The organism is Amycolatopsis sp. NPDC114503, from assembly GCF_055633655.1.
On the sequence record NZ_JBVKDT010000006.1, the window covers coordinates 92,961 to 119,719 of the forward strand.

Below are 26,759 nucleotides of genomic sequence, written 5' to 3' on the forward strand. Positions count from 1 at the left end.
CCGCGATCACCCCAGCAGTTCGGCGGCCCGGGTGCGGGCCCACTGCTCGGCGGCCAGCACGTCCGCGACGTCGCGGGGTTCGCGCCGCCATTCGTCCGCGTCGGACACCACCCGCGAAACGGTGTCCACGATCGACAGGAACCGGGCCTTGCCCGCGAGGAACGCGGCCACCGATTCCTCGTTCGCCGCGTTGTAAACCGCGGGCAGGCAGCCGCCCGCGGTACCCGCTTCGCGAGCCAGCTCGACGGCCGGGAACGCCTCGTTGTCGACCGGCTCGAACGTCCAGGTCGCCGCGGTGTCCCAGGAGCACGCGGCGGCCGCGCCGGGCACGCGGTGCGGCCAGTTCAGCGCCAGCGCGATCGGCAGCCGCATGTCCGGCGGGCTCGCCTGGGCGATGGTGGAGCCGTCGGCGAAGGTGACCATCGAGTGCACGATCGACTGCGGGTGCACCGTCACGTCGATCCGCGCCGGTTCGATGCCGAACAGCAGCGACGCCTCGATCAGCTCCAGGCCCTTGTTCACGAGCGTCGCCGAGTTGATGGTGATCAGCGGGCCCATCGACCAGGTCGGATGCGCCATCGCCTGCTCGACGGTGACCTCGCCGAGGTCCGCGCGCTTCCGCCCGCGGAACGGACCGCCGGACGCGGTGAGCACGAGCCGCGCGACCTCGTTGTCCTCCCCGGACCGCAGCGCCTGCGCCATCGCCGAATGCTCGGAGTCGACGGGCACCAGCTGTCCCGGCTTCGCCGCGGCGAGCACCAGCGGACCGCCCGCGATCAGGGATTCCTTGTTGGCCAGCGCGAGCGTCGCGCCGGTGGCGAGCGCGCGCAGCGTCGGGTCGAGGCCTTGAGAACCGGGCACGGCGTTGAGCACGACGTCGACCGGCACCGAATCGATCAGCTCGCCGACCGCGTCGGCGCCGGCGAGGATGCGCGGGAGGCGGAACTCGCCCTTCGAGTACCCCCGGCGCTGCGCCTCGGCGTACAGCGCGAGCTGCACGTCCTCGACCGCCGTGGGCTTCGTCACGGCGATGGCCGCTACTTCGTGCGCGATCGCCTGCTCGGCGAGCGTCGCCGGATCGGAACCGCCGGCGGCGAGGCCGGCGATCGTGAACAAATGCGGGTTACGTGCGGCGACGTCGAGCGCCTGGGTCCCGACGGACCCGGTGGAGCCCAGCACGAGGACGCTTCGCGAAGTAGTCATCAGCAAGCATTATGGCCCGGGTCGTGTCCGCGCGGCGGCCAGCGGTGTGGGATCATGCGAGGGCACAATGTCAGGCGGTGTGAAGGAGTGGTCGTGGCAGGCAAGGCGGTCGAGAAGCGCCCCGAGGTCGACCCGCGCGACGAGCCGTCGGCGGAGTGGGGCTGGCACGGCTCGTTCCCGAAGGCCACCCGCATCGCGGGCTGGGTGTCCGCGGCCATCCTGCTGGTGATGATCAAGGGCAACCACGAGAACAACACCGAGAACGTGTGGCTCGTCGGGCTGGCGGCGTTCATCGTCCTGCTCCTGCTGCTCGACCTGCGCAAGAGCCGCACCGCCTGGCGCAAGTAAGCCCTGGCGCCGACGGCCCCGGATTCGCTAGTTTCCGGGCCCATGAAGCCACGCTGGGCCGCGCTCGCCGCCGCCGTCATCGCCGGTCTTTCCCTGTGCACCGCGGCCCCGGCCAGCGCTGCCCCTTCGGTGAAGCCGCCGGTGGTGAAATGCACCTTCACGCCGACGCCGGACAATCCGGCCGCGCGTCCCGTGCTGCGCCCGCTGCCGTTCGCGCTCACCCGCGGGACGATCGACGTCACCTTCCACTACAACTACGGCCCGGTCACCGTCCGCCTCGACAGCGGCGGAGCGGCCCCGTGCGGCGTCGCGAACATGGCGAGCCTGGTGCTGCAGCGCTTCTACGACCACTCGCAGTGCTGGCGGCTGACGAACTCCGCACGCCTCGGCGTCCTGCAGTGCGGTGACATCTACGAGGTCGAAAAGGGCGGCCCCGGCTACAAATTCCCGGACGAGGTCAGCGGCAAGGAGACCTACGAGCGCGGCACTGTCGCGATGGGCAACCAGGGCCCGGGGACGAACGGGTCGGAGTTCTTCATCGTGCACTCGTTCGCGCATATCCCGGCGAACTACTCGGTGCTGGGGCGCGTGGTGCGCGGCATGGACGTACTGGACCGGATCGTGGCGGCCGGGATCATCCCGAGCGAACGCGGCCCGCTCGACGGTCTCCCGGCCAAGCCGGTCAAGATCGAACGAGTCACGTTCGGAATTTGAGCGCTGTCCGGCGGAACGGCGGTACGCGATGATTTCCGCGTACCGCCGTTCCGCTGTTTCGCCGCCGGTCAGCCGTTCGCGCGCTCGGCCAGGACCCGCCTCGCGATCTCGCGGACACGCTCCCTGTCGTCGTCTCGCACCGACTCGATAACCCGCCACGCCGCGTCGTCGTCAATGGCCAGCAGTGCGTCGAGCGCCTTGAACGCCAAGTCGTGGAACTCGTCCCAGTCCGGCCGCCAGTGCAACGCGCGTTCGATCGCGGGCACTGACGAAGGATCCTTGATGTCAAGCAGATAGGCGAGCACGTCCCCCGGATTGACGTTCCCGTCACGCAGATCCAATGCCTCGGCGAACACCGGCACATACTGGGCCGAGGGGCGATTTCCGGCCAGAGAAAGATAGGTCTGAAACCACCGCCAGTCGGAGCGGGCCAGATTTTCCCGCAGCCCACGAGTGATCAACTCTTCGACGCGGGGAGTTTCCGCCAAGAAACTGAGGTCGCTCCGGCCTCCGGGTTTGGTCGCGCGCACGAATTCATCGAACTTCGCGAAATCCAAATTCACGGCAGCGGACCCCGATCGTAGCCGACTATCTGATCATTGAACATAGCCGACGATCCTACACCCTTTCCACGCAGCCCGTAGTTGATATGGTCCCGCTCAGCCTTGACGTGCACCTGGTCGACATTCCCGGACTCCAACGCAGGAAGATAGTCCAAGCCCCTATTCCGAATCTCTTCGGCTATACCCTTCCTGTTAATCGCTCCACGGTCTAGCAATTTCTGCTCTGTCCCACGAGCAGTGTACATCGTCACCAAGACGTCATAATGGCCCGCTTTACTCACTGGAATCGCCTTGCGAATGTAATTCAACTCCCGGGTAACCATGCTTTCCCCGTTCTTGGGCCAGATTCCGCGCTTTTTGAACGACTCGAATTCCTCATTGGACATAGCCCGGTAGAAGACTTCGACCTTGCCTTGCGCGGCCAGCTCCGACATGGGCAGTTGCTGAACGTTCTGCACCACTTCGCCGTTGGGTCCCCGGACGATGTCCCGGAAGATCCGGTAGAGCTCGGTCGCGTCCTGCAGGCCGTCCGCGGTTCCGGACACCCGGCTGGCGGGAAGGTTCGGGTTGCTCGACGTCGTCCCGTCGACCAGGTAGTTCTTCTGCGCGTCGGCGGGAATGGCGTCGGAGACCCGCAGGGCGCGTTCCCAGGCGTCCTGGCGTGCCTTGATGCCCGGCGGCGGAGGCGGCGGGGCGGGCTTCCAGGCGGAGCCGCCGCCGTGTCCGTGCCGGCCGTGCGATGCGGCGACACCGTGACCGTGCCGGCCGCGTGGTCCGACACCGTGGCCCCCGCGACGTCCTGGTGCGGGACCTGCGCCAGTACCCGAGTCGGAGTAGGAGGACCGGTAGGAAGGATTCCAGCCCCGATCGCTCTTGCTCCAGCCGTCCGTGCGGTAGTTGCCCGGGCTGCCGTGATAGCCGGGTGCATTCGCGGTGCCCTCGAAGATGAGGTCCACGGCGACCTCGACACCGAGGTGAATGATGATCACGACACAGATCGGGCAGTGGCCGTCCGGGTCGGTGTAGTTGGCTGGCGACGCGTTTCCGTAGGTGTAGCGGTTCGAAGCCACGGACGGGTCCGCCGGCAGCGAGACGTCGTCCCGTGCGCTGAAGGAGCCCGTACCCGGGGCGTACCAGCGCGCGCCCATGTCGACCGAGCCGGTGTCCGGGTCGGTGTAGTCCGACTGGAAGCCGAGTGCGGACGTCGCCCCGGCGGAACCGGTCTTCGTCCCGAAAGGATCGAAGCTCGCCGAGCCCGTCAGAGCACTCGCGGAGGGATCGAGGCCGCCCACGACGTCGGAGTGCCGGTCGGTGAGTGCCAACTGCCCCGCACCGCCGTCCGGACGCTGCGAGAGCAGGTCGCCGCCTGCCGACCGAGAGAAGCTCGACGTGCCGTCCGAGGTCAGGTTCAGGCTCAGGCCGTCGTAGGAGAACGTCTTGTCGGCACGTCCCGAAGTCCGGTCCAGACCGTCGTACGAGTAGGAGGCGCCACCCTGCGTGACCGCGCGGTCGAACGCGTCGAACCCGAACGCGACGCCTCCACGGGATTCCAGGGTTCCGCGCGGACTCCATCGCAGGGTGTCCGCGCCGTCGGTCAGCTGACGGTTCCGCTCGTCGAACGTCGCGGTCTTGTCCCCCGCCTTGACGCGGTTGCCCGAGGCGTCCCAGCCATAGTCGACGGTCTTGTCACCCGCGGTCCACGACGTCAGACGCCCGGCGTAGTCGTAGCCGTAAGCGTTGTCGCCCGCTCCGGCGAACCCGGCCGTCTTCTTGCTCGTAAGCCGATCGTCGGCGTCGTAGCCGTAGGTCATCGACGCCAACGACGCGCCATCGGAGCCCTTGACCACATCGCCGGTCTGGCGGCCGAGGTCGTCGTAGGAATACGTCCTCGTCCGGCCGGAACCGTAGTCGACCGACGCCAACGCGCCGGCGCCGTCGTACCCGACCGTCTGCTTGACGCCGGTCAACCCGTCTTGCTGGGCCGCCAGCCTGCCCTGGGCATAGGAGAAGGTCGCCGTCCCCGCACCGTCGACGCGCTGGGTCAGGCGCCCGGCCGCGTCGTAGCCGTAGGTCGACGTTCCGGTCGCCGACCCCGTGCTGGTCAGCAGTTCGCCACGATCGTTGTAGGCAAAGGTTTCCTCGCCCGTGGGCGTGTTCACGCCCAGCAGCCGCCCCGCGGCGTCGAAACGCCGCTTGCGTTCGGTCGTCGGCTCGGCCGCCCCGGAGCCGGTCTCCGCCGTCAAACGCCCCAACGCATCGACGGTCCGCTGACGCGTGACCCCACCGGGTTCTTGGAGGGTCAGGCCCTGACCGTTGAGGTCGTAGGCCGCCGTCCACGTGCGGTCGGCGGGGGTCGGGTGAGCGGCGGTCGCGGGTTCGACGACCGACTCCGGCAGTCCCAGCGCGTTGTAGGTCTGGATCGTGGCGTTGCCGCGGCCGTCAGTGCTGCGGGTACGGTTGCCCGCCGCGTCGTAGCCGAACGACGTGGTGATGGTTTCCTTGTCCGACACGGGTTCCTGCTGCTGCACGAGCCGCCCGCGGTTGTCGTAGGCGAACTTCGTCGTGCGCAGCAGCGCGTCGGTCACCGAGATCCGGTTGCCGTCCTGGTCGTAGCCCGCCGACGTCTTGCGCAGGAGGTGCTCGTCCGGGGCGTACCAGTAGGCCCCGATGTTGCGGCCCGCGCCGTCGAAGGTCAGGTAGGTCGTGCGGCCGAGACCGTCGGAGGCCCGGACCTGGTTCCCGGACAGGTCATATCCCCGCTGAGTGACCACGCCCGCGGGATCGGTGGTGGAGACGCGCCGGCCGAGCACGTCGTACGCGTGCTTCGTCGCCTCACCCGTCGGGGACGTGGTCGAAACGAGGTTGTCCGCGTCGTCGTAGCGGAGCTGGGTCGTGTACGCCGCCGGTTCCGGGCGCCGTTCGAGCTTCGTAGCGGTGAGCTGGCGGCCGAGATCGTCGTAGGTCGCCTCCGTCCTGGCGCCTGTCGGGTCCATTTCGGACAGTTGCTCGCCCGCGGTCGTGTAGGTGTAGCTCCAGACTCCGCCCGGCTGGTCTCCCGCGTCGGGTTTCGGGTCGACGCGCTCCACCAGCCGGTTGAGCTGGTCGTAGCGGAACCGCGTAGTCGCGCCCACCGGATTGGTCTCCGACAGGACATTGCCCAGTGCGTCGTAGCGTGTCTTGGTGATCGCCTTCGCCGCGGCGCTTTCGCCGGGCTTGCGGTATCCGGGCGACGCCTGCTCGACGGCCCGGCCCACGCGGTCGTAGGTCGTGCCGCTGACATTGCCGTTCGCGTCCCGCGCGCCGGTGGGCTCGCCGAAGGCGTTATAGCCGGTCGTCTCGCGAGCACGAGTCTGAACCGCTTGTCCCCCAGCACTTTCCGCCGCGGCGGGCGGGAAGACGACCGAGCTGGCGAGCCCGGACCTGTCATACTCGAAGTTCGTGGTGAACTGTGCGGGATCGGCACCCTCGGCGTTGCCGCGCGGTGCCGTGACCGAGGTGACCAGGCCACGCTGGTCGTAGGTGTAGCTGGTGGTGAGCTTGCCCGAGGAACCGTTCACCACGGACGCGCTCGTCTGCCGCCCCGCGACGTCGTAGCCGTACTCGACGGTCTCGACACGGCCGACATCGGCCCGGGTGCTGTTCGAGCTGGCACCGGTGTGCTGGGCCCTGGTGACGTCGCCTCCCGGCGCGTACGTCCACTCGACGCGGTTGGCGAGGCCGCCCGGATCCGCCGTCTGCGCGGTGCCCCGCCCCGTGGCGTCGTACTCGTACGTGGTGACCAGGCCGCCGGGCGCCAGCCGCTTGACGACGTTGCCCGCGGCGTCGTAGCTGAGCTCTTCCAGCTTGACGTCGCGTTTCGCCGCGTTCGGGTTGTCCGGGTCCCGGACGTCACGGGCGATGGTGCGCCACAGCTTGCCGTCGTCGAAGTACTGGTATTTGGTGGTCCGGCCCATCGAGTCGGTGTGCCGGATCCGGCGCCCCGCGAAGTCGTACCCGTAGGAGTCGAGCACCAGGGTCGGCAGTGCCGAGGTGTCCCCTTCGCCGTCCTGGTCCCCGGCACCGGTGGACGGGTCGGTGGCTTGGCCGTGCCAGGCGCGCAGCCGGACCTCGGCCAGGGCGTTGCGCGCCGTGTAGCCGTATTCGTACTTGTTCCCGCCCGGATCGACCATCCACGTCTTGTTGCCGAACGGGTCGTAGCCGTAGAACGTGTTGCCGCCCTCGGCGTCGGTCTCCTGGCTTCGGCGGCCGAAGTTGTCGTAGGCGTAGGCCGTGACCCGGGCGGCGTCCCCGCCGGTCAGGTCCTTCGCCTCAGTCCGGAGGAGATTGCCGTCGGGGTCGTAAGCCGACACTGTCTGCGCAGTGTGGGTGACGTTGTCGAGCGGATTGACGACGCCGGGACTCGTCACCGACACCTGGTGCGAGAGCGCGTCGTAGCCGTAGGTCGTCGTCAAGCCGCCGGGGTTCGAGTCGCTCTTCTTGGTTTCGGTCAGCGGCCTGCCGAATACGTCGTAGGTGTAGGTCGTGGTCAGCCCGGCAGGATCGACCACCTGAGCCAGGTCGCCGTTGCGGAAGTACGAGTACCGCGTCTCGCCGCCGCGGGGGTCGGTGATCAGCGCGATCAGCCCTGCCGGGGTGTTCCCTCCCCCGACTGCGGCGTCGGAGCTTTCCGTGTACCGGTACCGGGTCGTCGCGCCGTCGGGCGTCGTCTTCGTCTGCACCAGGCCGCGCACACCCAGATCGGTGTAGGTGTACGTCGTGGCGTACTTCGCGTCGCCGGAGCCGGAGGAACGCGCGTCCTTCGCCGACAACAGCTTGTCGTTGCGCGCATCGGTGACGTCGGCGGAGTTCAGGTAGTAGCTGTAGTAGCTGGTCTGGCAGTCACCCGGCGATACCCGGCACGACTTGCGCGCCACCACGTTGCCGCGCTCGTCGTTGGTGAACACCAGGACGTTGCCGAGTTCGTCGCCGACAGTGGTCTGGAAACCCTTGTCGTCGTACTCGTAGGTCCGCACGCCCAGTCCCGTGACCGGGCCGCCCGTCCAGGGACCGCCGCCATTGACCGGACCGCCGCAGTAGGACGGCTCGTCCGGTTTGGGCGGCGCCGACGGGTCGCACGGCGGTTCCGGCGGAGCGGGCGCTCCCGTGTTGTCCCGACGATCCTCGGGACGCAGGCCGAGGCCCAGCGGCGCGACATAACGCAGGATCCGGCCGCGCATCGGGTCGTAGTCGTAGAAATGCGGACGGTTCCCCGGATCGGAGATCTGGGTCGTGCGGATCAGGTTGCTCTCGGTGCCGGTTACCACCGGTGCGCCGAGCTTCCAGCGGCCGCCGTCCCGATCGGTGACCTCGGACAGCCGGTCGGCGGCGGTGTTGTAGGACAGCTGCGCGGCGACCCGGCCGCTCGGCAGAGTGATCTTCGAGAGGTAGTCGGCGCCCGCGCCTGCCTGGAAGTGGGCCTGCGCGGTCGTGGGTCCGACCGGGTACTCGTAGAAGGCCACCTCGTCGATCTGGCCGGAGAAGAACCGGCGCGGCTCGGCGCCCCACGCCGGCCATGCCGACGGCGGCACGGTGTAGGCGGCGCCGATCTGGTTGTAGACGACGTCGTCGTGCGAGATCTCGCCTTGGGCGCTGCCGACTTTCCGTCCGTCCAGGTACAGCGTCTGCGTCGCGAGCGACCCGGAAAGCACCACGTGGTGCCACTGGTCGTTGTTGACGGCCTCCGCCGAGGTGATCGGCCCGACGCCCCCGTTCCAGAACTGCCCGCGCAGCTTGCCGTCGGTTCCGACGTAGAGCACCGGCACCGCGCCGGTGGGCGTGCTGCCGATCGGCGCCCGCTGATAGCCGAACAGCGGTCCGCCCTGAGTGGTCTTGAACCACATCTCGATGGCGAGATCACGGTTCTTGCGCACCAGGCCGTCCGGCACGGTGACCACCGACGACGTGCCGTTGAAGGACGCGGCGGTGTCCGCGCCGTCCTTCAGCGGGCCGGGCTGGCCCAGGACGACGTCCTTGTAGGTCCCGTTGTCCTTGCCGAGTTTGAGCCCGTTCTGGCTCGCCGCCACAGTGCCGTTCGTCTCGCCGAACCGCCAGTACGAGGACGGCCGCGAATCCACGACCGAACTCCGGTAGTGCGAACCCGCGACGTGGTCGTAGCTGGTGCACCCGTTGTTCGGATCGCACACCTTCGTCAGCTTGTCGCCGTCGTAGCTGTAGGTCCAGGTGAGCTGCTTGCCGTCGATCGGGTCGGTCGCCACGGACGTCACGTGGTTGCCGGTCCACGTGAAGTACAGGATCCGGTCGCTCGTGCGGCTGATGATCCGCTTGAGGTGTTCGGGGGTGCCGTAGTCGAGTTCGACGTAGTGCCCGGCCTGGTCGTACACCGCGATGAGCCGGCCGTCGGGCCGGAAGCGGTACAACGTCGAAGCTTTGTCGGTGAGGACCCAGCCGCCGCCGTTCGCCTCGACCTCGGCGCGGAAGTTGGCCTGGCGCCCGGGCGGAGCGGCGAAGGAGCCGTCGTGGTTGCGGCCGAACCGTACCTGCTGCCCGTCGGGATAGGTCACCACGACGTTGCCGGAGCCGTCGTCGTCGGGGACGACCTTCATGTCGTAACGCGTCGACCAGCCGGAACCGAAGAGCAGGTCTCGTCGGGGATCAAGGCTGTTGTACGTGCGCGCGATGTTCAGCTCGGGTCCGGTCACCTGGAGAGCCGCGTCGACGGCGCTCGAGAAGTAGTTGCCGGTTTGAGGATCGAAGTCGCGCTGCGCCCCGCTGTAGGGCGCATTGGCCAGATGCGAGGTGATCTCCGGCTGGGGCACCGCGGTGAGCAGGTGGCTCGGGGTGAGCTTCTCGCTCTCCGAATGACCGTCGTAGGCGAAGGCCCGCCACTGGTAGTCCTTGCTCCATCGCAGGGCGCCGGGCGGGACGTTCCACGTCCGCTTGCCCACGTAGCCGGAGTCCACACAGGACACTCCGGTCAGCGTTCCGTCCGGCTGCTTCCGGTAGTCCTCGCAGACCTCGAAGCGGTACTTCAACGCCGAGGACACCGGCGCGTCGACATCGACGGCGTCCACCCACAGCTGAGGGGTCAACGTCTGCGCGGAATAGCCGTTCGGCGGGTACTGGGCCTTCACGATCGGCGGAATGTCGAAGACCGTCATGGACAGACGGGTGGGCGGGACCTGTTCGTCGGTGAACCACGGCCCGCCCCGGCGGAGCATGCTGAAGTCGAAGAGGTAATCCCCCGGTTCGATGGCGCCGATCGTCGCGTCCAGCGTGACCGACTCGCCGCGCGGAACGTCCCGGGGCAGGCCGGCGGCTTCCCGGGCAGCGACCGGCGCGCCGGCGGCGGTGAAGGCGCGGTAGCCGAGCGCGTAGTCAGCGGCACGCCAGGTTTCGGCGCTCCGGTTCGTCACCGTGATCCGGACCTTGCCGCCCTGCGTGCGCGTGACCGGCGGCTCGGGGACGCCGCGGTCGACGCGGTACTCGGCGTCGTAGGCGGAGTGGGTGACGAACAGCCGCGGCGGGTTGGCGGTGTTGTGCCCGGTGAACTTCTTCCAGCCGTACGGATCGGTCTCCGAAGCCCGGATGGTCAGCCCGTAGTTGGGGCTTTCGCCGGTGACCCAGCGCTGCACCAGATCGCGGCCCGCCGGGCCGAGCGGGATGAGCTCGGTGGTGGACGGGCAACTGGACGCGTGCTGCTGGCGGCCGATGTAGCCGCGCGCGAACGACGGGTCGGCCAGCGCCGGACCGTAGCCGGGTCCCGGATAGCCGCTCGCGGTGTTCCACGGCGCGGTGACCCCGTGCACCGTCAGCGGACGCGGCTGGCACGACCACGACCAGGTGTTCTTGAGGGTGAGCTGGGCGCCGAGGATCTTGTGGTTGCGCAGCCGGGTTTCGACCCCGCCGAAGGACAGGTAGCTGGCGGCCCGCAGCGGACCGGTCGTCCCGGCCTTCAGTTCGGTCGACCCGTCGAGGCGGCTCCCGTTCTGGAACACGGTGCCGCCGTTCGACGCCGTCGTGTCGACGCTGGGGTCCACCTCGACCGGGTACTTGCGGGCCGGATCGCGCAGCCAGGCCGCGTCGAGTTCCACTCGCAGCACGGTCTTCCCGGCACGTTCCACGAGCCGGTAGGTCACGCCGCGGGACAGGGCAGCCTCACCGCTCGAGGGGTCGCGGGCGGCGTCGGTCATGAAGCCCGCCGGGATCCGCGCGCGCTCCTGCCCGGCGGTGTCGAGCAGTGCCACCCGACCGTCCACAAGCGACGGACGGAGACCCTTGAGCCGCAAGGGGAATTCCCACACCGTCGGCGCTTGGGGACTGTCGAGGACCAACGTCTCCTTCAGTCCGCCGGGCACCACGTCGAACCTGATGCCGGCGGACTCGCGGACCGCGCGGTAGCTGACGCTGCTGCCCGACACCTGTCCCGCGGTTCCGGCCGCGTCGGCGACGCCGAAACCGAACCCGTGTTCTTCGTCGAGTTTCAGGTCCACCAAGGAATCCGGGGAGCCCGCCGCCGCGAACACCACCCCGACGCTGTCCCCCGCGTTCCGCCAGCCCGCGCCGTTCTCCTTCGGCACGACCGTGGTGTCGATCGGCTGGTACTCGCCGCTCGGCGTCCGGTAGTTGATCGGGTCCTGGCTGAACTCGGTGGTGTGAGTGCCGTCGGTGTTGGCGTAGGTCCGCTCGGTGGGCGTACGCCGCTCCGGCAGTTCCTTGCTCGTCTTTTCGTCGTATCCGGTGGCCCGCGACGGCGGCGTCTCGACCTTGACCCGGTTGGTGGCCGCCTTCTCGGCTCCGGCCGCGATCGGGGCGTACTTCGACTGCAGCGACATCGGGCCGGCGGCATTCCGCGCGCCTCCCGCCTCGTCCTGCTGCCCGGCGGCCGTTCCGCCTTGCTGCTTGGGCGATTGGGCCATGGCTTCGGCAAGCCGCACCGCGTCGTCGTCCCGGCCGGGGATCCCGTAATTGACGGCTGGACCGATCATCCCGGCGAGGAGCGCCAGCAGCACGACGACGAGCAGGGGCCGGGTGAACGTCTTCCGGGCGTGGGCGGGTGCTGCCTGACGAGCGAACATCGAGACCACCTCGAAGTCAGTCGGCGAAAAGGAAGCCGGGGAAAGGAATCGAGGTCGTCCGGCGCGACCGCGCGCATCGGGGCGGCCGCGCCGGAGACCGTCAGAACTGGGGCTTCGGCAACGGCCCGCCCGCGAAGACGGTGCGATCGGCGTCGGCCGAACGCGCCGCCGCGGCGGTGGCCGCGACCGAACTGTAGGCGTAGGAAACGCCGTCGGAGCCACGGAAGACGGCGGCGACGCCGCCCGCGGAGCGACTGACCAGGAACGGGTCCGTCGCGGACGGGTAAGCGGCTCCGGTCCGCGAATCCTTCAGCCTTTCCCAGGTGCGATACGCCGTGCTGCCCGGAGCCGCCTGTTCGGTGACGTAGACGAAGCCGTCGGTCGCCAGTACGGCCACGTGCACGATCCCGGCGGCGTCGACCGCGGCGGCCGGCGCACCGGCGGCGGTCACCCCGGCCAGCGGCTTCCACTCGCCGGCGAATCCGTCGTTCGTCTCCCGCAGCGTGACGACGGCGCCGTCCGGCTGGGTGGCGAAGACCTGGAGGTTCTTGTCCGGGTTGGCGACCGCGGCGGTGTTCTTCGTCCAGCCCGTCCCGGGGACCGTGATCCAGGGACCGAGCGTGCCGCCGAGGTAGGTGGCCTTGGTGTAGGCGCCGCTCGTCGTCCGCGCGAGGACGTCGATGCCGTCCGGCTGAGCCACGACGGTGATGTCCGGGCTCAGACCGGCCGAGGGCAGCACTGTCCAGGGCAGGAACTCGCGGCCCACCGCGCTCTGCACACGCATCCACAACTTGCCGGAGGCGTCGACCGCGAAGGCGTATCCGAGGTTCTCGCGCATCACGAGGCTCGGCGGCCCGGGCGTCCAGCCGCCGAAACCGGCCAACTGGGCCCAGTTCGTCGTGTTCGGCGCCTGCGTACTGACCCGGGTTTCGCTGTCCTGGCCGAGCGCGGTCACCAGCATGCCGTATTCGTCGGAGCGCAGCGCGCCGGGCATACCGGTGAGCTGCTGGTAGCCGGGCACCACGGCGAAGTCGACCAAGGTGATGTCGTCCGAGCGCTGCCTGCCGTGGATCAGCCTGCCGAAGTCGTCGACGTAGAAGTGCTGCAGTTTCCCAGCGGCGCCCTCGAGAACGAAGCTCGGCGACGTCGGTCTCGACGGCACCGCGGGCCGCTGCGGCTGGCCGGGGTTGACCAGTTTGCAGTCGTCCGTGGTGATCGCCACCTGCCAGTCGGCCGGGACGTTGCCCACCACCTTGCCGACGGGGCCCGCCCACACCCCGCCGCCGAGGTAGCGGTACCACTTCAACTGGTTGGTGTTCTTGTCAAGCGAGTAGAGAACGTCCCCACCGGGCGAAGCGATCGTGCTGAAGTACTGCCAGCCGCTCGTACCGACCAAGGTGGCGTACTCGATCCAGCGCTGGCTCGCCGCGTCGTACTGGAACCGGTACAGCGCGCCCGCGGGCGTCCGCGCGTAGAAAACGCCATACCCGGCCGCGACGATCAGGTCGTACTTCTGCGCCGTCCACCCGGTGTCGATGAGCCGTTCGGTCCAGGTCTTGGCGGTCTCGTCGTAGCGCCGCCAGGTCAGGACGTTGTCGTGCGCCCAGTAGAAGTCACCGGCGCTGTCGACGGTGATGCGGTTGCGCATCTCGGGCTGCGTCACGTTCCATCCGGTCGCGATGGTCTGGGCGATGCCGCCGTTGTCCCATGTGTTCCCCTGCCTGCGCTGACGCTTGACCAAGCCGTCCAGCCCGAAGTCGTAGACCCGTCCGTCGGGTCCGGCCAGCGTGCGGCCGCGCCAACCGGAGCCGACGGTCGACCGTCCCGTCCAGGAGTTGACGCCGGTTTCGGGCTCGTTGTGGCGGTCGAGATCCAGGTAGGCGTCCGGCCGGGTGTAAAAGACGGAAGCGCTTTCCCGGCAGGTGATCGTGTCCGCCGCGGCAGCCACGTTCACTGCGGGCGCGACCACCGCGGCGGTGAGCACGGAGCACAGGACCGCGGATCTGAGCAGAAAACGCCGCTGGTGCATGGAAAACCCCTCAGCTGTTTCAAGAAATGAGGCACAACGGAATTCCCCGGCCGCGATACACGGCGGGGCAGCACAATCGAGCACACGCAGATCGGGCCGGAGTTCACGTCCGGTACGCGATCATTCGACAGTGGACGACAAGACCATCGCGATCGGCCGGCGGAACGATCTGACGGCTTCCTCCCCGAAGCCGTCCGCACCTCCCCGGTCAGTCGCCGGCCACCAGTTCGCGAACCTCGCGATCTTGCTATCGGCCACCCGAAAGATCCGTTACCCGCTTTTTCGGAATTGCTCCATTAGGTCTACTTTTCACCACTTTTCGGCCGCGAGTGCCCGAAGCGGCGGCGTCGAGATACGGGCGTGTTTCGGACCGGCCGCCGGTCGCCGCGTCCACCTCGCGACGTTCGAACACTTCGAAACCCGCGACAGTCACAACCGCGGACAGTTCGTCGTCCGGATAAGCGAGCGGCACGCAGCCGGGCCCGGGTGTCGGCGAGCGCCTCCGCGATCGCGGCTTTCGGCAGCATGCGCAGCGAGAAGAACGCGGTGACAGCGTCGAACTCGCCGAGGCCGCCCAGCACCCGGAGATAACGGGTCGGAGTTCTCCATCGTGCACTCGTTCGCGCACATCCCGGCGAACTACCCGGTGCTCGGCAAGGTAATGCGCGGCATGGAGGTCCTCGACCGGATGGTCGCCGACGGCATCATCCCGACCGATCCGAACGGCCCGCTCGACGGCACGCCCCAGCACCCGGTGAAGATCCGCTCCGTCAGCTTCGGCTGGCTCCCGGCGCGTAAGCGCGCAGGAAAACACCGACGCCGGACCGCACCAGCGCTTCCCAGTCCTCCCCCGGTTCGGCCGCGGCGGCGCTGCCCGCGGTGAGCTGCACGAGGTGCACCGCGGCCAGCGACGGATCATCCAGTTCGAAATGGCCTTCCGCAGCCAGTCTGCGCAGATGTCCGGCCAGTGCCTGCCGTACGCGGGTCGGGCCGCGGTCCTTCCACGCCGCGACCGTCTCCGGGTCGATGTGGTCCAGGTCGGCTTGGATCTGGCGCACCAGCGCCCAGTGCGGTTCGGTTTCCGGATCGCGTTTCGCCCACTGGAGGCCGAACTCGACGAGGTCGGACTCCAGGTCGGCGATCCGGCCGAGCAGCTTGTCGGCGGCCGCGATCTGACGCTCGGCTACCCGGTCCGAGCTGTCGAGGATTACTGCGCGGAACAGGCCGGCCTTGTCGCCGTAGTGGTTGTAGATCGTCCGCGACGAGACGCCGGCTTCCGCCGCGAGCACGTCGATGCTGGCGCGCGAGTAGCCGTCCCGGGCGAAAACTCGCAGGGCGCCGTCGAGCAGAGCACGTTGTTTGTCCGTCCGCACCGGCTCAGTATGCCGAAGTACAACGGTCGTTGCAAAAACTACAACGAGCGTTGTACCTTCGGGGCATGACTTCTTCGCTTCGCATCGCCGTCATCTCCGGAAGCACCCGTCCCGGCCGCCGGGCGACGCAGGTCGCCGAATGGACTCGCGCCCGCGCCGCCGCCTTCCTCGGCGACCGGGCCGAGGTGCGGGTGCTCGACCTCGCCGACATCGATCTGCCCTTCCTGGACGAACCGATGCCCGCCGCGATCGGCGGCTACCGCAACGACCACACCAAGCGCTGGGCCGAGCTGGTCGACGGCTTCGACGGCTTCGTTTTCGTGACGCCCGAGTACAACCACTCCATGCCCGCGGCTCTGAAAAACGCCATCGACTTCCTGTTTTCCGAGTGGACCGACAAAGCCGCCGGTTTCGTCAGCTACGGAACCAACGGCGGCACGCGGGCGGTGGAGCACCTGCGGCTCACGCTCGCCGAGGTGAAAGTCGCTTGTGTGCGTTCCCAAGTCGCGCTGGGACTGTTCACCGACTTCGCTATTCCGGACATGGCCGAGCCCGGCACCTTCGCGCCCGCCGAGCACCACGAGGGCATCCTGACGCGGATGCTCGACGAGCTTGTCGACTGGTCGGCCGCGCTCCGCACCTTGCGGGTCTCCCCGTGACCACCGTCGCCGCCCCCATCGACCGCGCGACGTGGCGGATCTGCTGGATCATCGTGTTCGGCGCGTTCGCCAGCGGACTCGACGCTTCCGTGGTGACGATCGGGCTCGACTCGATCAGCCGCGATCTGGGCGCGGATCTCTCGGCGACGCAATGGGTTGCGAGCGGCTACCTGCTCGCGCTCGCCCTGTCGCTTCCGTTGACCGGTTGGCTGGCGCGACGCTACGGCGCCGGCCGGGTGTGGCTTGTCGCGCTGGCCGCGTTCACGGTGGCGTCCGGGTTGTGCGCGGTCGCGCCGGATGTCGTGCTGCTCATCGCTTTCCGGTTCCTGCAAGGCTTGGCGGGCGGCATCCTGATCCCGGCCGGGCAAACCGTTCTGGGACAACAGGTCGGAGCGGCGCGGCTGGGCCGGGTGATGGCGACGCTCGGGATCGCGGTGAGCGTCGCGCCCGCGCTCGGGCCGCTTGCCGGAGGGTTGATCCTGCAGGGACTTTCGTGGCCGTGGCTGTTCCTGATCAACCTGCCGATCGGGGTGGCCGGGCTGATTCTCGGTCTCCGGTATGTGCCCCGCGGCACGCCTGCGACCACCGGCGGGATCGATTTCGTCGGCTTAGCGCTGATCGCCGCCGGGCTGCCTTTGGTTCTCTACACCGTGACGACCTGGGGTGACACCGGGCGGCTTGAATGGCCGATTCTGTTGCCTGGGCTCGCTTTGCTGACGTGGTTTGTGCTGCGGTGTCGACGGCGTCCGCATCCGCTGCTGGACTTTTCCTTGTACCGCAACCGGCTTTACCGGGCAGCGAGTCTGGCCGCTGCATTCAACGGTGCGTTGATCTTCGGCAGCGGGATCGTCGTGACGCTGTACTTCCAGCTGGGCCGCCATCTGGATTTCATTGGCACTGGCCTGAGTTTGCTCGGCTTCGCCGGTGCGACGGCGGCGATCGCGCCGGTGACCGGACGGGCGGTGGATCGGTACGGTGCCGCGCCGGTCGCGCTGGTGGGAGCGGTGCTGGCGGTGGTGAGCACGGTGCCGTTCGCGTTCCTGCCGGTGGATGCGCCTGGTGTTCTCGTGCAGATTCTGCTGGCGGGGTTCGGGGCTTCGGTGGCGTTGGTGAGCATGCCGATGGGGATCGCGGCGTACAAAACCGTTGAACCGGAACGGCTTCCGGATGCGGCTGCGCAGGTGACGATCCTGTTGCGGGTCGGCGGATCGCTCGGGGGCGCGGTGTTCGCGGTGCTGATCGCCGGACGGTTGCCGGATGTCGACGCGGCGTTCCGGATGGGGTTTGGGGCGATCAGTGCCGGAGCGGTGGGGGCGCTGGGAACGGCATGGCTGGTGGCCCGGGCTTCCCGACCATTACGCTGACGCGGCTATGGAGGAGATCAAGCCTGGGCTTTCGGTCTTCGCGCAACTGGATCTTGGCGAGTTGACGGATCAGGCGCACCGCGAGGGATTCCGCGTGCTGGTCCTGTCGGGCGTCGGCCCGGACAAGAGGTCCTTCTTCGATCAGGCAGAGGCGCAGTTGCCGATGGATCCTCCGCTGGGGAAGTTCAACGTCTGGGACGCCCTCGAAGACTCCCTCTGGGAGGGCCTGAGCTGCCTCCCCGAGCACAAACTGCTTCTGGTCTGGCCCGACAGCAAGGAGTTCGCCGAGAACTCCCCGGATGAGTTCGCGATCGCCTTGTCGGTGCTGAAGGACATAGCCAGCACCCCGATGCCCCCGGAACCGAAGACCGTAGCGATCTTCGTAGCCGCCACCGAAGCTACCCTGAAATCATGAGCCAGCCCCCAGACGGCCTCCCCGCCTACCGAGTCCTCACCGGCCCCGACGACGCTGCCTTCTGCCGCCGGGTCAGCGAAGCCCTCGCGCTCGGCTACCGCCTGCACGAGGGCCCTGCGCTGACCTTCAACGGCGAGAACGTGATCGTCGCCCAAGCCGTGCTCTGGCCGGAAGCCGCTAGCGGTCGCTCCGCGGAGACACCAGCTCGCTAGGCCCGCCACCGGATTCCCCGGCCACCGCGGCCAATTCCTCGCCCACCGACTCCGACGACTTCTTCGTGTCCTTCGTCAGCACCGACGCCACCGCACCGATCAGGCACACCACGATCGCGAAGCCGAACGCCACCGCGAGGCCGTCCTGGAACGGGCCCGAGATCAGGTTCGGGAAGAAGCTGCGTCCGGTCAGGAAGCTCGCCTGGTCCGCGGGCAGGTGCGAAAGCTGGCCGCCCAGCAGCTGCTGGATCGGGTTGTAGCCGAGGAACGCCGCGAACAGCACCGCGACCGCCGGCAGGTGGGCGACCTGTTGCGCGGCCGCTTCCGGAACGCCGTGCTGGGTCAGACCCTGCGACATCGCGATCGGCAGGCGGTCCGACAGACCGGCGATGATCAGGCTGAAGAAGAAACCGATCGACAGCACCATCGCCGCGTTCTGGAAGGTCGTCATCATGCCCGCGCCGGAACCTCGCGAGTCGGCGGGCAGGCTGTTCATCACCTCGGCTCGGTTGGGCGAGGAGAACATGCCCATGCCGATGCCGTTGAGCAGCAGGATTCCGGCGAACGCCCAGTAGTCGAAGTTCACCGGCAGCAGCATCAGCAGCAGGAACGTGAGCGCGGTGATGACGAGGCCGCCGGAGGCGAGCGCGCGGCTGCCGATGCGGTCGGACAGGATGCCGGACGTCGGCGCGGCCACCAGGAAGCCGATGGTCAGCGGGAGCATGTAGATCCCGGCCCACAGCGGCGTCTGCTCGAAGGTGAAACCGTGCTGCGGCAACCAGATTCCCTGCAGCCAGATGATCAGCACGAACTGCAGCCCGCCGCGGCCCAGCGACGCCGTCAGGTTCGCCAGGTTGCCCCAGCTGAACGAGCGGATCCGGAACAGCGACAGCCGGAACAGCGGATTGGGCACCTTCGTCTCGATCACCACGAAGGCGATCAGCACCGCGACGCCGCCGATCAGGCACGACAGCACCATCGGGCTGCCCCAGCCGGTCTGCGAAGTGCCGTACGGCTGGATTCCGTACGTGATTCCCACGAGCACCGCGATGAGGCCGACCGCGAAGGTGATGTTGCCCCACCAGTCCATTTTCGCGTGCTGGCGGACGCCGGTGTCGTGCAGTTTGAGGTACGCCCAGATCGTGCCGATGACGCCGAACGGCACCGACACCAGGAAGATCAGGTTCCAGTTCACCGGCGCGAGCACGCCGCCGACCACGAGGCCGAGGAACGAGCCCGCGATGGCCGCGACGCCGTTCATGCCGAGCGCGAGCCCGCGCTGGTTGGCCGGGAAGGCGTCGGTGAGGATGGCCGACGAGTTCGCCATCAGGAACGCGCCGCCGACGCCCTGCACGATCCGCCAGCCGATCAGCCAGAGCGCGGCCGCGTCGCCGCCGAACCAGGTGATCGCCAGCATGATCGAGGAAACGGTGAACACGGCGAAGCCGAGGTTGTACATCCTCGCGCGGCCGTACATGTCGCCGAGCCTGCCGAACGCCACCACCAGCACCGCGGTGACCACGAGGAAGCCCATGATCATCCACAGCAGGTAGCTCGTGTTCGACGGCTCCAGCGGGTTGATGCCGATGCCCTTGAAGATGTCGGGCAGCGCGATCAGCACGATCGACGAGTTGATCGTCGCGATCAGCATCCCGAGCGTCGTGTTGGACAGCGCGATCCACTTGTACCGCGGACCGAGTTCCGCGATCGAATACGTCCTGCGCTCCGCCACCGTCGAAAACCCCTCTCCCAGCCGTTCCCTTAGCTAGGCTAAGCAAGTTGCTTGCGGTAGGCAACCAACAAAAGAAAACGACTGGGAGACAAGGGTCACAAACGGATGACTATCCTTTGTGGACTATTTACTTTCACTCGGTCGAGTTACCGCTGCGCGGGACCTCCGACGACCTTTCCCGGGTTGAGGATCCCGTGCGGGTCGAGCGCGTTCTTGACCGCGCGATGCAGGTCGAGAACCGCTGGTCCCAGCTCTTTCTCCAGTCCTGGCCGCTTCAGCAGGCCGACGCCGTGCTCGCCGGTCACCGTGCCGCCGAGTTCGAGCGCGTCGGCGACGATGTCGTCGAACGCGGCCTGCGCGCGGCGCTGCGCGTCGTCGTCCCCGGCCGGCGTGATCAGCAGCGGATGCAGATTTCCGTCGCCGATATGCGCGATATTGGCGATTTGCGTGTCGTGCCGTTGCGCGGCCAAATCAATCCGGGCGAGCATTTCCGGCACCAAATGCGTCGGGACGCAGACGTCCTCCGTCAGCACCGGGCCAAGCCGCTCGAGCGCCGGGTACGCCAGCCGCCGGGCGGCGAACAACGCGTCCGCCTCGGCCTCGTCGGTGGACTGCGCGGCCCAGGTCGCGCCCGCCTTTTCGAAGCACTCCACCATCACCGCGGCCTCGTGCCCGCCCGGCACGTCGCTGCGGCCGAGCAGCACCACGTTCGCGTCGGCGGACAAGCCCATGTTCTTCCAGGCGTCCACCGCGGCCAGGCAATGCCGGTCCACCAGTTCCAGCGCCGACGGCACGATCCCGGCCGCGCGGATCGCCGCTGCCGCCTCCCCCGCCGCGACGGTCGAGTCGAAATACCCGGCGACAGTCGCCTCCGGCGCGCGCTTCGCCCGCAGCCGCACGGTGATTTCGGTGATGACGCCGAGCGTCCCCTCGGACCCGACCATCAGTCCGGCGAGGTCGTACCCGGCCACGCCCTTCGCGGTGCGGCGGCCGAGCCGGACGAGTTCGCCGGTACCGGTGACGACCTGCAGACCGAGCACGTAGTCGCGAGTCACGCCGTACTTCACGCAGCACACGCCGCCCGCGTTGGTCGCGACGTTGCCGCCGATCGTCGACCACGGCGAACTGGCCGGGTCCGGCGGATACCACAGCCCTTGTTCCGCGCAGGCCGCGCGGAGATCGTCGTTGACCACGCCGGGTTCGACCACGGCGAGCCGTTCCACCGGGTCGATCTCCTTGATCTTGGTCATCCGGTCGGTCGCCAGCACGACGCATCCGGCCAGCGCGTTCGCCCCGCCGGACAGCCCGGTCCCCGCGCCGCGCGGCACCACCGGCGTGCCGTGCTTGATGCACTGCCGCACGGTCGCCTGCACCTCGTCCGCGGTGCGCGGCCGGACCAGGACCGCCGGTTCGCCGTACGGAGCCCACTCCGCCTCGTCGTGCGCGAAGCTGCGCAGCACGTCGGGGTCCCGCACGATCCGGTCGTCCGGCAGGACGGTGTGCAGGTCGTCGATCAGCATGGGGCTCCCGCATTCTTCCGGTCTGTTCTTCTCCTCAGGTTAGGTCGAAATCCGGGCCGCTCGTTCGACGTATCGGTGAGAGCTTCGAGGAGGCAGCCATGACCACCACCGTCACCCGCCGCGGGATCTCGATGCTGCGTGCCGTCGCCGCCGGGCGCGGACGGCTGACCTGCAGCTGCGAACCGGATCTGTTCGTGGACGGCCTGCCGTGCAGCGACCAGTTCACCGCGCACGCGCTGGCGCACGCCGGCCTGCTGCGCGCGACGGAACCGGGGCCGCTCGGGCAGCCGGTGCCCGCCGTGCTGACCCCGGCCGGGGAAGCGCTGCTCGCCGCCGCCTGACCCGGCTACGCTGACCAGCGGGAAAAGGGGAAGGCGGAGCAGATGGCGTCCGGAGCATCCGGAACGGACACGGCGCGGCGCAGGCGGCGCACCACGGTGGCCCTCAAGGAGTCGCTGCGCGAACTGCGCAATCAGCTGTCGCTGCTGAACCATCAGGTCGGCGGACGGCTGAAGCTCAAGGACGTCGACCTCGACTGCCTGGAACTGATCTCGTCCGCCGGACCGCTGAGCCCGAGCGCGCTCGCCCGCCGCGCGGGCCTGCACCCGGCGACCGTGACCGGCATCCTCGACCGGTTGCAGCGCGGCGGATGGGTAGTGCGCGAACGGGATCCCGACGCGGCCGACCGGCGCGCGGTCACCGTCCGCGCGGTGCCGGGACGCACACAGGAACTGTTCCGCGTGTACGGCGGGATGAACTCGGCCATGGACGACCTGTGCGCCGGATACACCGAGGACGAACTCATGCTGATCGCCGGATTCCTGCGCCGCACCGCCGAAGCGGGCCGGGCCGCGACCGACGAGCTCTCCGGAGAATGACAGCAGGGCCTCGCCGCTTCGCCCGAGCGCGAAACGACGAGGCCCCGGTACCGGGTTCGGCAGGGCTCAGCTGTCGAGCGTGCCGTACACGATGATGTTGTCGAGATAGCTCTTCTTTTCGGCGTCGAACGCGCCGCCGCAGGTGATCAGCCGGATCTGCGCATCGGTGGTGTTGCCGTACACGGCTTCGGTGGGGAACGTCTTCTTCGCGATCTGGTCCACCTTGGTCACCGTGAACGAGGCCGTCGACCCGTCCTTGCGCCCGATCATGACCTTGTCGCCCTTCTTCATCTCGTGCAGCCGCCAGAAAATGCCCTTCTGGTGGTTGCCGTCGATGTGGCCGAGGACGACCGCCGGTCCGACCTGGCCCGGTTTGGGGCCGAAGTGGTACCAGCCCGCCTGCAGCGGCTGGTCGACCGGAGGCACCTGGACGGTCTTGTCGTCGTTGAGGCCGAGCGGCACCAGCGACGAATGCGCGGAGATGCTGGGCACGTCGAGCGAGACCGGGTCCGAGACCTGCTGCGCGGCCGCCGCGGAACTCGCCGGGGCCGCGGCGGGCGGGTTCTCCGCCGAACCGCAGCCCAGCAGGGCGAAGTTCGCGACGAAAGCCAGCAGGAGCGCGAAAAGCCCGAACCGGGAACGCGTCACCGGGCGGTCGCCAGCGAGCCGTCGCCGGTCTCCGGCGCGCCGACCGGCACGACGGTCACCTGGCCGGGGCCTTCGGCGGGCGGAGTGCCCGGCTTGGAGGGTTCGGACGGCTTGGTGGACGACGGCGGGGTGGTCGGGTTGCCCGCGACCTTGGCGCAGGTGGCCGAGGCGAGGACGATGTCGCCCTTGCCGAGCGCGCCGGTGACGTCGCCGCCGAGGAGCTTGATGTGCAGCGCGTTGACGGTGAGGCTGCCGTCGGAGTGCTTGATCTGCTCGTTGACGATCACCTGCAGCACGCCGTCGATGCCGAGCTTCTGGTTCGGCTTGGTCGACACCGGGAGCTTGCCGATCTTGCCGAGGTCGAGGCCGGCCAGCTCGGACGAGGCAGTGATGCCGTCCGGCGTGGACTTGCACTCGGAGCTGATCACGCGGGCGGTGGGGGTGGAGCCGGCGAGCGGGGCGAGCACCGGGAGCGCGGCGTCGACGATCGAGGCCTTCGCGTCGACCGGGCCGCTGCTGCCGTCCTGCTTCGCCGAGCTGCTGATGGCCTTCGCCGTGACCAGGCCCTTCAGCGGCACGTTCACCACCTGCGCGGACTCCGGGCCCTCGGTCGAGGAGGGGGCGATCTTGCCGGTGTCGACCGTGATCCCCTTGTCGCCGAGCACGCCGGGCAGCAGCGAGACCGAGGCGGACGCGCCGTAAGCCGAGCCGGCGGGCGACCCGGCGGCGAACGCCGGCGGGGCGACGGCGGCGGCGAGCAAAGCCAGCGCGGGAACAGCGACCGCGACGGTCCGTCCGCGCAGCAGGGCAGAACGCATGAATTGTCCTTCCGAACATCAAGAATGAAGCCGCCGCACGGATCCCCGAATCCACGCGTGACCGAGCACAACTGTCGGTCCCTGGCAGAGCGCGACATTATCAAGACGCCCTGGAAACGCAAAGCAAGATCCGTCGCGCAGCGCGCCCGCCCGACGGTTCCAGTGACCACAATTATCGCAATTTCACCACTAAAGAGTGATGTAACGCGGCTTCGCTGACGCGGTTTTCTCACGCTGAGCTACCGGAACCGAGGCCCCGATGGAGGATTGCCCCTCGCCCCACCCGGAGGAGTGATCCTGCGAAGGGTTCGATTCGGACACCCGCCGTAATGTGACCGCTACCGCTTCCCGGCGGCCATTCCCGGTTCGCCAATTCGTCCCGCGACCGGAGCGGGCATCGGCGGAAAATGTCCACAATGGAATCGTCCGGAACGGAACGAGCGAACGGAGAAAAGGGTACGATTTTCGCGTCCGGGGCGGTGACCAGCGGCAACGCGCGATTGTGGACAGTCCGAAAAGGACTGGCGGCGCGTTCTCCGGCCGCGCCCGCTCATTCGACGGTGACGGTGACCTGGTAGAAAATCCCGGTCCGGTCCGGAAACACCAGCGCGTCCCGTTCGTCGACCATCTTCCACAGGACGTGGCAGACGCCGGTGCCGGTCGGCGTCACCGGGACGCTCACCTCGACCAGTTGCCCCGGTTCGGCGTCCGGGACCGGCACGCGCGGCGGGGACGGGCACAGCACCGTGGTGCCGCCCGCGACCTTCAGATAGCGGCTGCGCCACGGCACCGAGCCGGTGTTCTTCAGCCGCCAGATCTTCGTGAACGTCCGGCCGTAGCGGGTTTTCGCGCCGTCCGGGAAGGTGACGTCGCCGGAAAGGCCGTCGCCGCCGAAGCCGGACGAGTCGCCGGGCAGCGGGTAATGCGGGGCTGCGGCTTCCTTGTCCCGGGAGGACGGCGTGGCCAGGACCACGACTGCGGCCACAAGTCCGAGGACGACCAGCACCGTTCCCGCGACGACGATCGAGCCCCACCGGCGGGTTTTGGCCGGGTCGGGCGACCCGGCGGGGGCCGCGAACGACTGTGCCGGTTCGGAAGAGCGCTCCCCGGCCGGAGCAGGATCGTTGACCGCGTCGGCTGGTGCGGGCGTCCAGTCCCCCGCGCCGGACGGATCGAAGGCCGGGGCTGGTGAATCAGTCTCGCCGACGGAGCCCGCCGCTTCAGCCGTCCCGCCAGCCGGGCTCTCCGCGGCAGCCTCGGCCCAAGCCGGGTCCGATTGCCCCTCGACCGCTTCTTCCCAGCGCGCCAGCCACTCGCGCCGGACCGTCTCCTCGTCGCGGCCGAGGCCGGTCACCGCGAGGCTCCGGACGAACTCCCAGGTCGTCGGCCAGGACGGCGCGCCGCGCCCGCGCGTGGCGGCCGACAGGGCCGATTTCGACGCAACCGCGCCGAGTTCCGTGCGCATCCGGTCGTAGGACGGGTCGCCCGCTTCCCGCTTCAAGTCCAGCAGTGCGCAGGCGAAACGGGAGACCGGGCCCGCGCCCGCGTCGGGCACGATGTGCTTGCGGCCTCGGCGGGCCTGGGGCCGCCCGGCCGCGGGCTCGCTCATGACGCCTCCAATGATCGACATCGACCCTTGGAGGTTGCCAGGCGGCCCGGGGCGGCGCAGCCCCGGGCCCGCCCGGCGGATCAGCGATCCGGGCTCAGAGCTTGCAGCCCTTCTGGATGCGCGCGACCGAGTGGTCCGCGCCGATGTGGAACTTCTTCTTGCCGCTGGTGCCGCCGTTGGTGGTCATGCACTGGACGCTCAGCGCGCCGTCCGCGTCCTTCAGCACGATGCCCGCGGACACCTTGTGCGAACAGTGGTTGTTGAAGTACACGGTGACGTTCGTGAGGCCGTCGCCCCAGGAGTAGTTGGACGTCTTCCCGGACGGCTTCGAGCACTTGATGCTCGCGGTGTGCTTGCCCTGCGCGCTCGCCGGGGCCGCGGTGTCCGCCGACGCGGCGGGAGCGGCGATCCCGGCGAATGCGATCCCCAGCGCGGAGGCGGCCATCAGCGTCTTGCCGATCTTCATGGGTGTCCCCTCGGACGAATCGGAATGGAGCAACACCGGGAAATCCCGGTGCACTCATCCCAGCGCGCCGCCCGTTTTGTCCTCAACCGCTGGCTGTCCACGGTCAATGCGAGGTGTTGTCCACGCAGGTCAGCGAATTGTCCACGGCTCAGTCAGCCGGGCCGCGCAGTGTCAGGACAACGCGTAAGACGTGTTCGACGGCCGACTCGAACATCGCGCCGCGCAGTTCGCCGCGCGTCTCGAGGTTGCGCGCGGCGAAGTCGACCGTCTGGTCCGGTCCGACCCGGCGGACGAGGAGCGCGGCGACCTCCTCGAGGTCGAGGCTCGGGTTGTCGAGCCGGGCGAGGGCGAACTCGATGATGAGCTCTTCGTCGGTCACTCTTCTCAGGGTAGTCGCGAAACGGGTTTCAGCCGTGGCTTCGATAGCGCCCGTAGGGATAAGCCTCGACCAGCGTGACGTGCACGACCGCGCCGCTGGGCACCTCGTACTCCCGCTGCTCCCCCGGCTTGGCGCCGTCCAGCGCGCGCCCGAGCGGCGAGTCCGGCGAGCAGACCTCGATGCCCGCGCCGACCTCGTCGCGAGCCCCCAGCAGGAACGTCTCGACCCCGCCGTCGTCGTAGCGGACGGTGAGGACCATGCCGGGCTCGGCGACCCCGTCGTCGGGCGGGTCCTCGCCGACGACGGCGTTTTGCAGCAGGTCCTGGAGCTGCCGGATCCGCGCGTGCCGGTGCTGCCTGCGGTCGAGCCGGTCGTGGTCGCCCGCTCCCTCGCCGAGTTCGGGTTCGCGCTGCAGGTCAGCCAGTTCCGCGGCGAGGCGGGCGTGCGCGTCGGCGGTCAGCCAGGGACGCGAAGAGGTCGTCGACATGAGAGGTGCCTTTCGGAGGTCGTCCGTGGGGGCCGGGCCAGCAGGAGGCGTCCAGCCCCCACGGACTTTCGAGGAGTCCCGCGGCGGTCAGCGGGGCTCGGGCTCGGTGCGGCGGTCGAGCACGCCGGCGTCGGCGGCGAACCAGCCCGCGGCTTTCACCAGGATGTCCCTTTCGGTGCGCAGCAAGGCATTCTCCGCGCGGAGGAACATCAGCTCGGCGTGCTCGTCGCCGGTCAGCGGCGGCGGACCGGCGGGGTCGGCGGACACG

The 26,759-nt window shown here is 68.9% G+C and carries 22 protein-coding genes and 1 pseudogene; 9 read left to right on the forward strand and 14 right to left on the reverse strand.

Annotated elements, in window-relative coordinates:
* Positions 1-6 precede the first annotated feature (6 nt).
* Positions 7-1,203, reverse strand: coding sequence for a 1-deoxy-D-xylulose-5-phosphate reductoisomerase (gene dxr / locus ACZ7OI_RS25840; protein WP_470266762.1), 1,197 nt, complete (start codon positions 1,201-1,203; stop codon positions 7-9).
* Between the two features lie 93 nt (positions 1,204-1,296).
* On the opposite strand from dxr, the gene ACZ7OI_RS25845 reads away from it, so the two are divergent.
* Both ACZ7OI_RS25845 and ACZ7OI_RS25850 read left to right on the forward strand, forming a co-directional pair.
* Positions 1,297-1,551: a DUF2631 domain-containing protein gene (locus tag ACZ7OI_RS25845; RefSeq protein ID WP_237598549.1), complete on the forward strand. Its 255-nt coding sequence runs from the start codon at positions 1,297-1,299 to the stop codon at positions 1,549-1,551.
* Positions 1,552-1,593: 42 nt separating this feature from the next.
* Complete coding sequence (locus tag ACZ7OI_RS25850; protein ID WP_470266763.1) at positions 1,594-2,265, forward strand: peptidylprolyl isomerase; 672 nt, start codon at positions 1,594-1,596, stop codon at positions 2,263-2,265.
* 68 nt (positions 2,266-2,333) lie between these two features.
* Here the strand turns inward: ACZ7OI_RS25850 and ACZ7OI_RS25855 are convergent, their stop codons facing one another.
* From ACZ7OI_RS25855 to ACZ7OI_RS25865, 3 genes are all read right to left on the reverse strand, one after another.
* On the reverse strand, positions 2,334-2,795 hold the full coding sequence (locus ACZ7OI_RS25855; RefSeq protein WP_470266764.1) for a HEAT repeat domain-containing protein: 462 nt from the start codon (positions 2,793-2,795) through the stop codon (positions 2,334-2,336).
* 29 nt (positions 2,796-2,824) lie between these two features.
* Positions 2,825-11,902, reverse strand: a complete 9,078-nt coding sequence (locus ACZ7OI_RS25860; protein ID WP_470266765.1) for a LamG-like jellyroll fold domain-containing protein — start codon at positions 11,900-11,902, stop codon at positions 2,825-2,827.
* A 100-nt stretch (positions 11,903-12,002) separates the two neighbouring features.
* A complete protein-coding gene (locus ACZ7OI_RS25865; protein ID WP_470266766.1) occupies positions 12,003-13,931 on the reverse strand; it encodes a tachylectin-related carbohydrate-binding protein in 1,929 nt (642 codons plus the stop codon).
* 586 nt (positions 13,932-14,517) lie between these two features.
* On the opposite strand from ACZ7OI_RS25865, the pseudogene ACZ7OI_RS25870 reads away from it, so the two are divergent.
* Positions 14,518-14,814: pseudogene (locus tag ACZ7OI_RS25870) on the forward strand (peptidylprolyl isomerase); the annotation flags it as partial.
* On the opposite strand, the gene ACZ7OI_RS25875 reads toward ACZ7OI_RS25870, so the two are convergent.
* On the reverse strand, positions 14,702-15,304 hold the full coding sequence (locus tag ACZ7OI_RS25875) for a TetR/AcrR family transcriptional regulator (protein ID WP_470266767.1): 603 nt from the start codon (positions 15,302-15,304) through the stop codon (positions 14,702-14,704). The pseudogene ACZ7OI_RS25870 and the gene ACZ7OI_RS25875 sit on opposite strands and share 113 nt — an antisense overlap.
* 65 nt (positions 15,305-15,369) lie before the next feature.
* On the opposite strand from ACZ7OI_RS25875, the gene ACZ7OI_RS25880 reads away from it, so the two are divergent.
* The 4 genes from ACZ7OI_RS25880 to ACZ7OI_RS25895 are packed head-to-tail and all read left to right on the forward strand — an operon-like array spanning position 15,370 to position 17,954.
* The gene (locus ACZ7OI_RS25880; RefSeq protein ID WP_470266768.1) at positions 15,370-15,963 is read left to right on the forward strand and encodes an NADPH-dependent FMN reductase; all 594 of its coding nucleotides are present in this window, start codon (positions 15,370-15,372) and stop codon (positions 15,961-15,963) included.
* Entirely contained in the window at positions 15,960-17,327 is a 1,368-nt protein-coding gene (locus ACZ7OI_RS25885) for a DHA2 family efflux MFS transporter permease subunit (protein ID WP_470266769.1), read from the forward strand. The genes ACZ7OI_RS25880 and ACZ7OI_RS25885 overlap by 4 nt, the downstream gene beginning before the upstream one ends.
* Before the next feature lie 7 nt (positions 17,328-17,334).
* Positions 17,335-17,742 (forward strand): barstar family protein, encoded by a 408-nt coding sequence (locus tag ACZ7OI_RS25890; RefSeq protein WP_470266770.1) that lies wholly within the window; start codon positions 17,335-17,337, stop codon positions 17,740-17,742.
* Positions 17,739-17,954 carry a DUF1737 domain-containing protein gene (locus ACZ7OI_RS25895; RefSeq protein ID WP_470266771.1) on the forward strand — a complete coding sequence of 72 codons (216 nt, stop codon included), beginning with the start codon at positions 17,739-17,741 and terminating at the stop codon, positions 17,952-17,954. The genes ACZ7OI_RS25890 and ACZ7OI_RS25895 overlap by 4 nt, the downstream gene beginning before the upstream one ends.
* Here the strand turns inward: ACZ7OI_RS25895 and ACZ7OI_RS25900 are convergent.
* The gene (locus ACZ7OI_RS25900) at positions 17,920-19,686 is read right to left on the reverse strand and encodes an MFS transporter (protein WP_470266772.1); all 1,767 of its coding nucleotides are present in this window, start codon (positions 19,684-19,686) and stop codon (positions 17,920-17,922) included. The genes ACZ7OI_RS25895 and ACZ7OI_RS25900 overlap by 35 nt on opposite strands.
* Positions 19,687-19,832: 146 nt before the next feature.
* Positions 19,833-21,206 (reverse strand): FAD-binding oxidoreductase, encoded by a 1,374-nt coding sequence (locus ACZ7OI_RS25905; protein ID WP_470266773.1) that lies wholly within the window; start codon positions 21,204-21,206, stop codon positions 19,833-19,835.
* A 98-nt stretch (positions 21,207-21,304) separates the two neighbouring features.
* Between ACZ7OI_RS25905 and ACZ7OI_RS25910 the strand changes: the two genes are divergently transcribed.
* On the forward strand, positions 21,305-21,547 hold the full coding sequence (locus tag ACZ7OI_RS25910) for a hypothetical protein (RefSeq protein WP_470266774.1): 243 nt from the start codon (positions 21,305-21,307) through the stop codon (positions 21,545-21,547).
* 42 nt (positions 21,548-21,589) lie between these two features.
* Complete coding sequence (locus tag ACZ7OI_RS25915) at positions 21,590-22,084, forward strand: MarR family transcriptional regulator (RefSeq protein WP_470266775.1); 495 nt, start codon at positions 21,590-21,592, stop codon at positions 22,082-22,084.
* A gap of 66 nt (positions 22,085-22,150) precedes the next feature.
* Here the strand turns inward: ACZ7OI_RS25915 and ACZ7OI_RS25920 are convergent, their stop codons facing one another.
* The 7 genes from ACZ7OI_RS25920 to ACZ7OI_RS25950 form a co-directional block, all read right to left on the reverse strand.
* Positions 22,151-22,732: a class F sortase gene (locus ACZ7OI_RS25920; RefSeq protein WP_470266776.1), complete on the reverse strand. Its 582-nt coding sequence runs from the start codon at positions 22,730-22,732 to the stop codon at positions 22,151-22,153.
* Positions 22,729-23,550, reverse strand: coding sequence for a choice-of-anchor P family protein (locus ACZ7OI_RS25925; protein ID WP_470266777.1), 822 nt, complete (start codon positions 23,548-23,550; stop codon positions 22,729-22,731). The genes ACZ7OI_RS25920 and ACZ7OI_RS25925 overlap by 4 nt, the downstream gene beginning before the upstream one ends.
* 550 nt (positions 23,551-24,100) lie before the next feature.
* Entirely contained in the window at positions 24,101-25,159 is a 1,059-nt protein-coding gene (locus ACZ7OI_RS25930) for an NBR1-Ig-like domain-containing protein (RefSeq protein ID WP_470266778.1), read from the reverse strand.
* A 94-nt stretch (positions 25,160-25,253) separates the two neighbouring features.
* The gene (locus tag ACZ7OI_RS25935; RefSeq protein ID WP_470266779.1) at positions 25,254-25,625 is read right to left on the reverse strand and encodes a hypothetical protein; all 372 of its coding nucleotides are present in this window, start codon (positions 25,623-25,625) and stop codon (positions 25,254-25,256) included.
* Between the two features lie 148 nt (positions 25,626-25,773).
* The gene (locus ACZ7OI_RS25940; protein WP_470266780.1) at positions 25,774-26,004 is read right to left on the reverse strand and encodes a hypothetical protein; all 231 of its coding nucleotides are present in this window, start codon (positions 26,002-26,004) and stop codon (positions 25,774-25,776) included.
* 28 nt (positions 26,005-26,032) lie between these two features.
* The gene (locus ACZ7OI_RS25945) at positions 26,033-26,491 is read right to left on the reverse strand and encodes a GreA/GreB family elongation factor (RefSeq protein WP_470266781.1); all 459 of its coding nucleotides are present in this window, start codon (positions 26,489-26,491) and stop codon (positions 26,033-26,035) included.
* 87 nt (positions 26,492-26,578) lie between these two features.
* Positions 26,579-26,758: a transposase gene (locus tag ACZ7OI_RS25950; RefSeq protein ID WP_470266782.1), complete on the reverse strand. Its 180-nt coding sequence runs from the start codon at positions 26,756-26,758 to the stop codon at positions 26,579-26,581.
* Position 26,759 lies beyond the last annotated feature (1 nt).

Coding starts and splice junctions, on each gene's coding strand:
- dxr (WP_470266762.1), bottom strand. CDS start 1,203: ATGACTACTTCGCGAAGCGTCCTCGTGCTGGGCTCCACCGGGTCCGTC.
- ACZ7OI_RS25850 (WP_470266763.1), top strand. CDS start 1,594: ATGAAGCCACGCTGGGCCGCGCTCGCCGCCGCCGTCATCGCCGGTCTT.
- ACZ7OI_RS25860 (WP_470266765.1), bottom strand. CDS start 11,902: ATGTTCGCTCGTCAGGCAGCACCCGCCCACGCCCGGAAGACGTTCACC.
- ACZ7OI_RS25865 (WP_470266766.1), bottom strand. CDS start 13,931: ATGCACCAGCGGCGTTTTCTGCTCAGATCCGCGGTCCTGTGCTCCGTG.
- ACZ7OI_RS25880 (WP_470266768.1), top strand. CDS start 15,370: ATGACTTCTTCGCTTCGCATCGCCGTCATCTCCGGAAGCACCCGTCCC.
- ACZ7OI_RS25890 (WP_470266770.1), top strand. CDS start 17,335: ATGGAGGAGATCAAGCCTGGGCTTTCGGTCTTCGCGCAACTGGATCTT.
- ACZ7OI_RS25895 (WP_470266771.1), top strand. CDS start 17,739: ATGAGCCAGCCCCCAGACGGCCTCCCCGCCTACCGAGTCCTCACCGGC.
- ACZ7OI_RS25905 (WP_470266773.1), bottom strand. CDS start 21,206: ATGCTGATCGACGACCTGCACACCGTCCTGCCGGACGACCGGATCGTG.
- ACZ7OI_RS25910 (WP_470266774.1), top strand. CDS start 21,305: ATGACCACCACCGTCACCCGCCGCGGGATCTCGATGCTGCGTGCCGTC.
- ACZ7OI_RS25915 (WP_470266775.1), top strand. CDS start 21,590: ATGGCGTCCGGAGCATCCGGAACGGACACGGCGCGGCGCAGGCGGCGC.
- ACZ7OI_RS25925 (WP_470266777.1), bottom strand. CDS start 23,550: ATGCGTTCTGCCCTGCTGCGCGGACGGACCGTCGCGGTCGCTGTTCCC.
- ACZ7OI_RS25930 (WP_470266778.1), bottom strand. CDS start 25,159: ATGAGCGAGCCCGCGGCCGGGCGGCCCCAGGCCCGCCGAGGCCGCAAG.
- ACZ7OI_RS25935 (WP_470266779.1), bottom strand. CDS start 25,625: ATGAAGATCGGCAAGACGCTGATGGCCGCCTCCGCGCTGGGGATCGCA.
- ACZ7OI_RS25945 (WP_470266781.1), bottom strand. CDS start 26,491: ATGTCGACGACCTCTTCGCGTCCCTGGCTGACCGCCGACGCGCACGCC.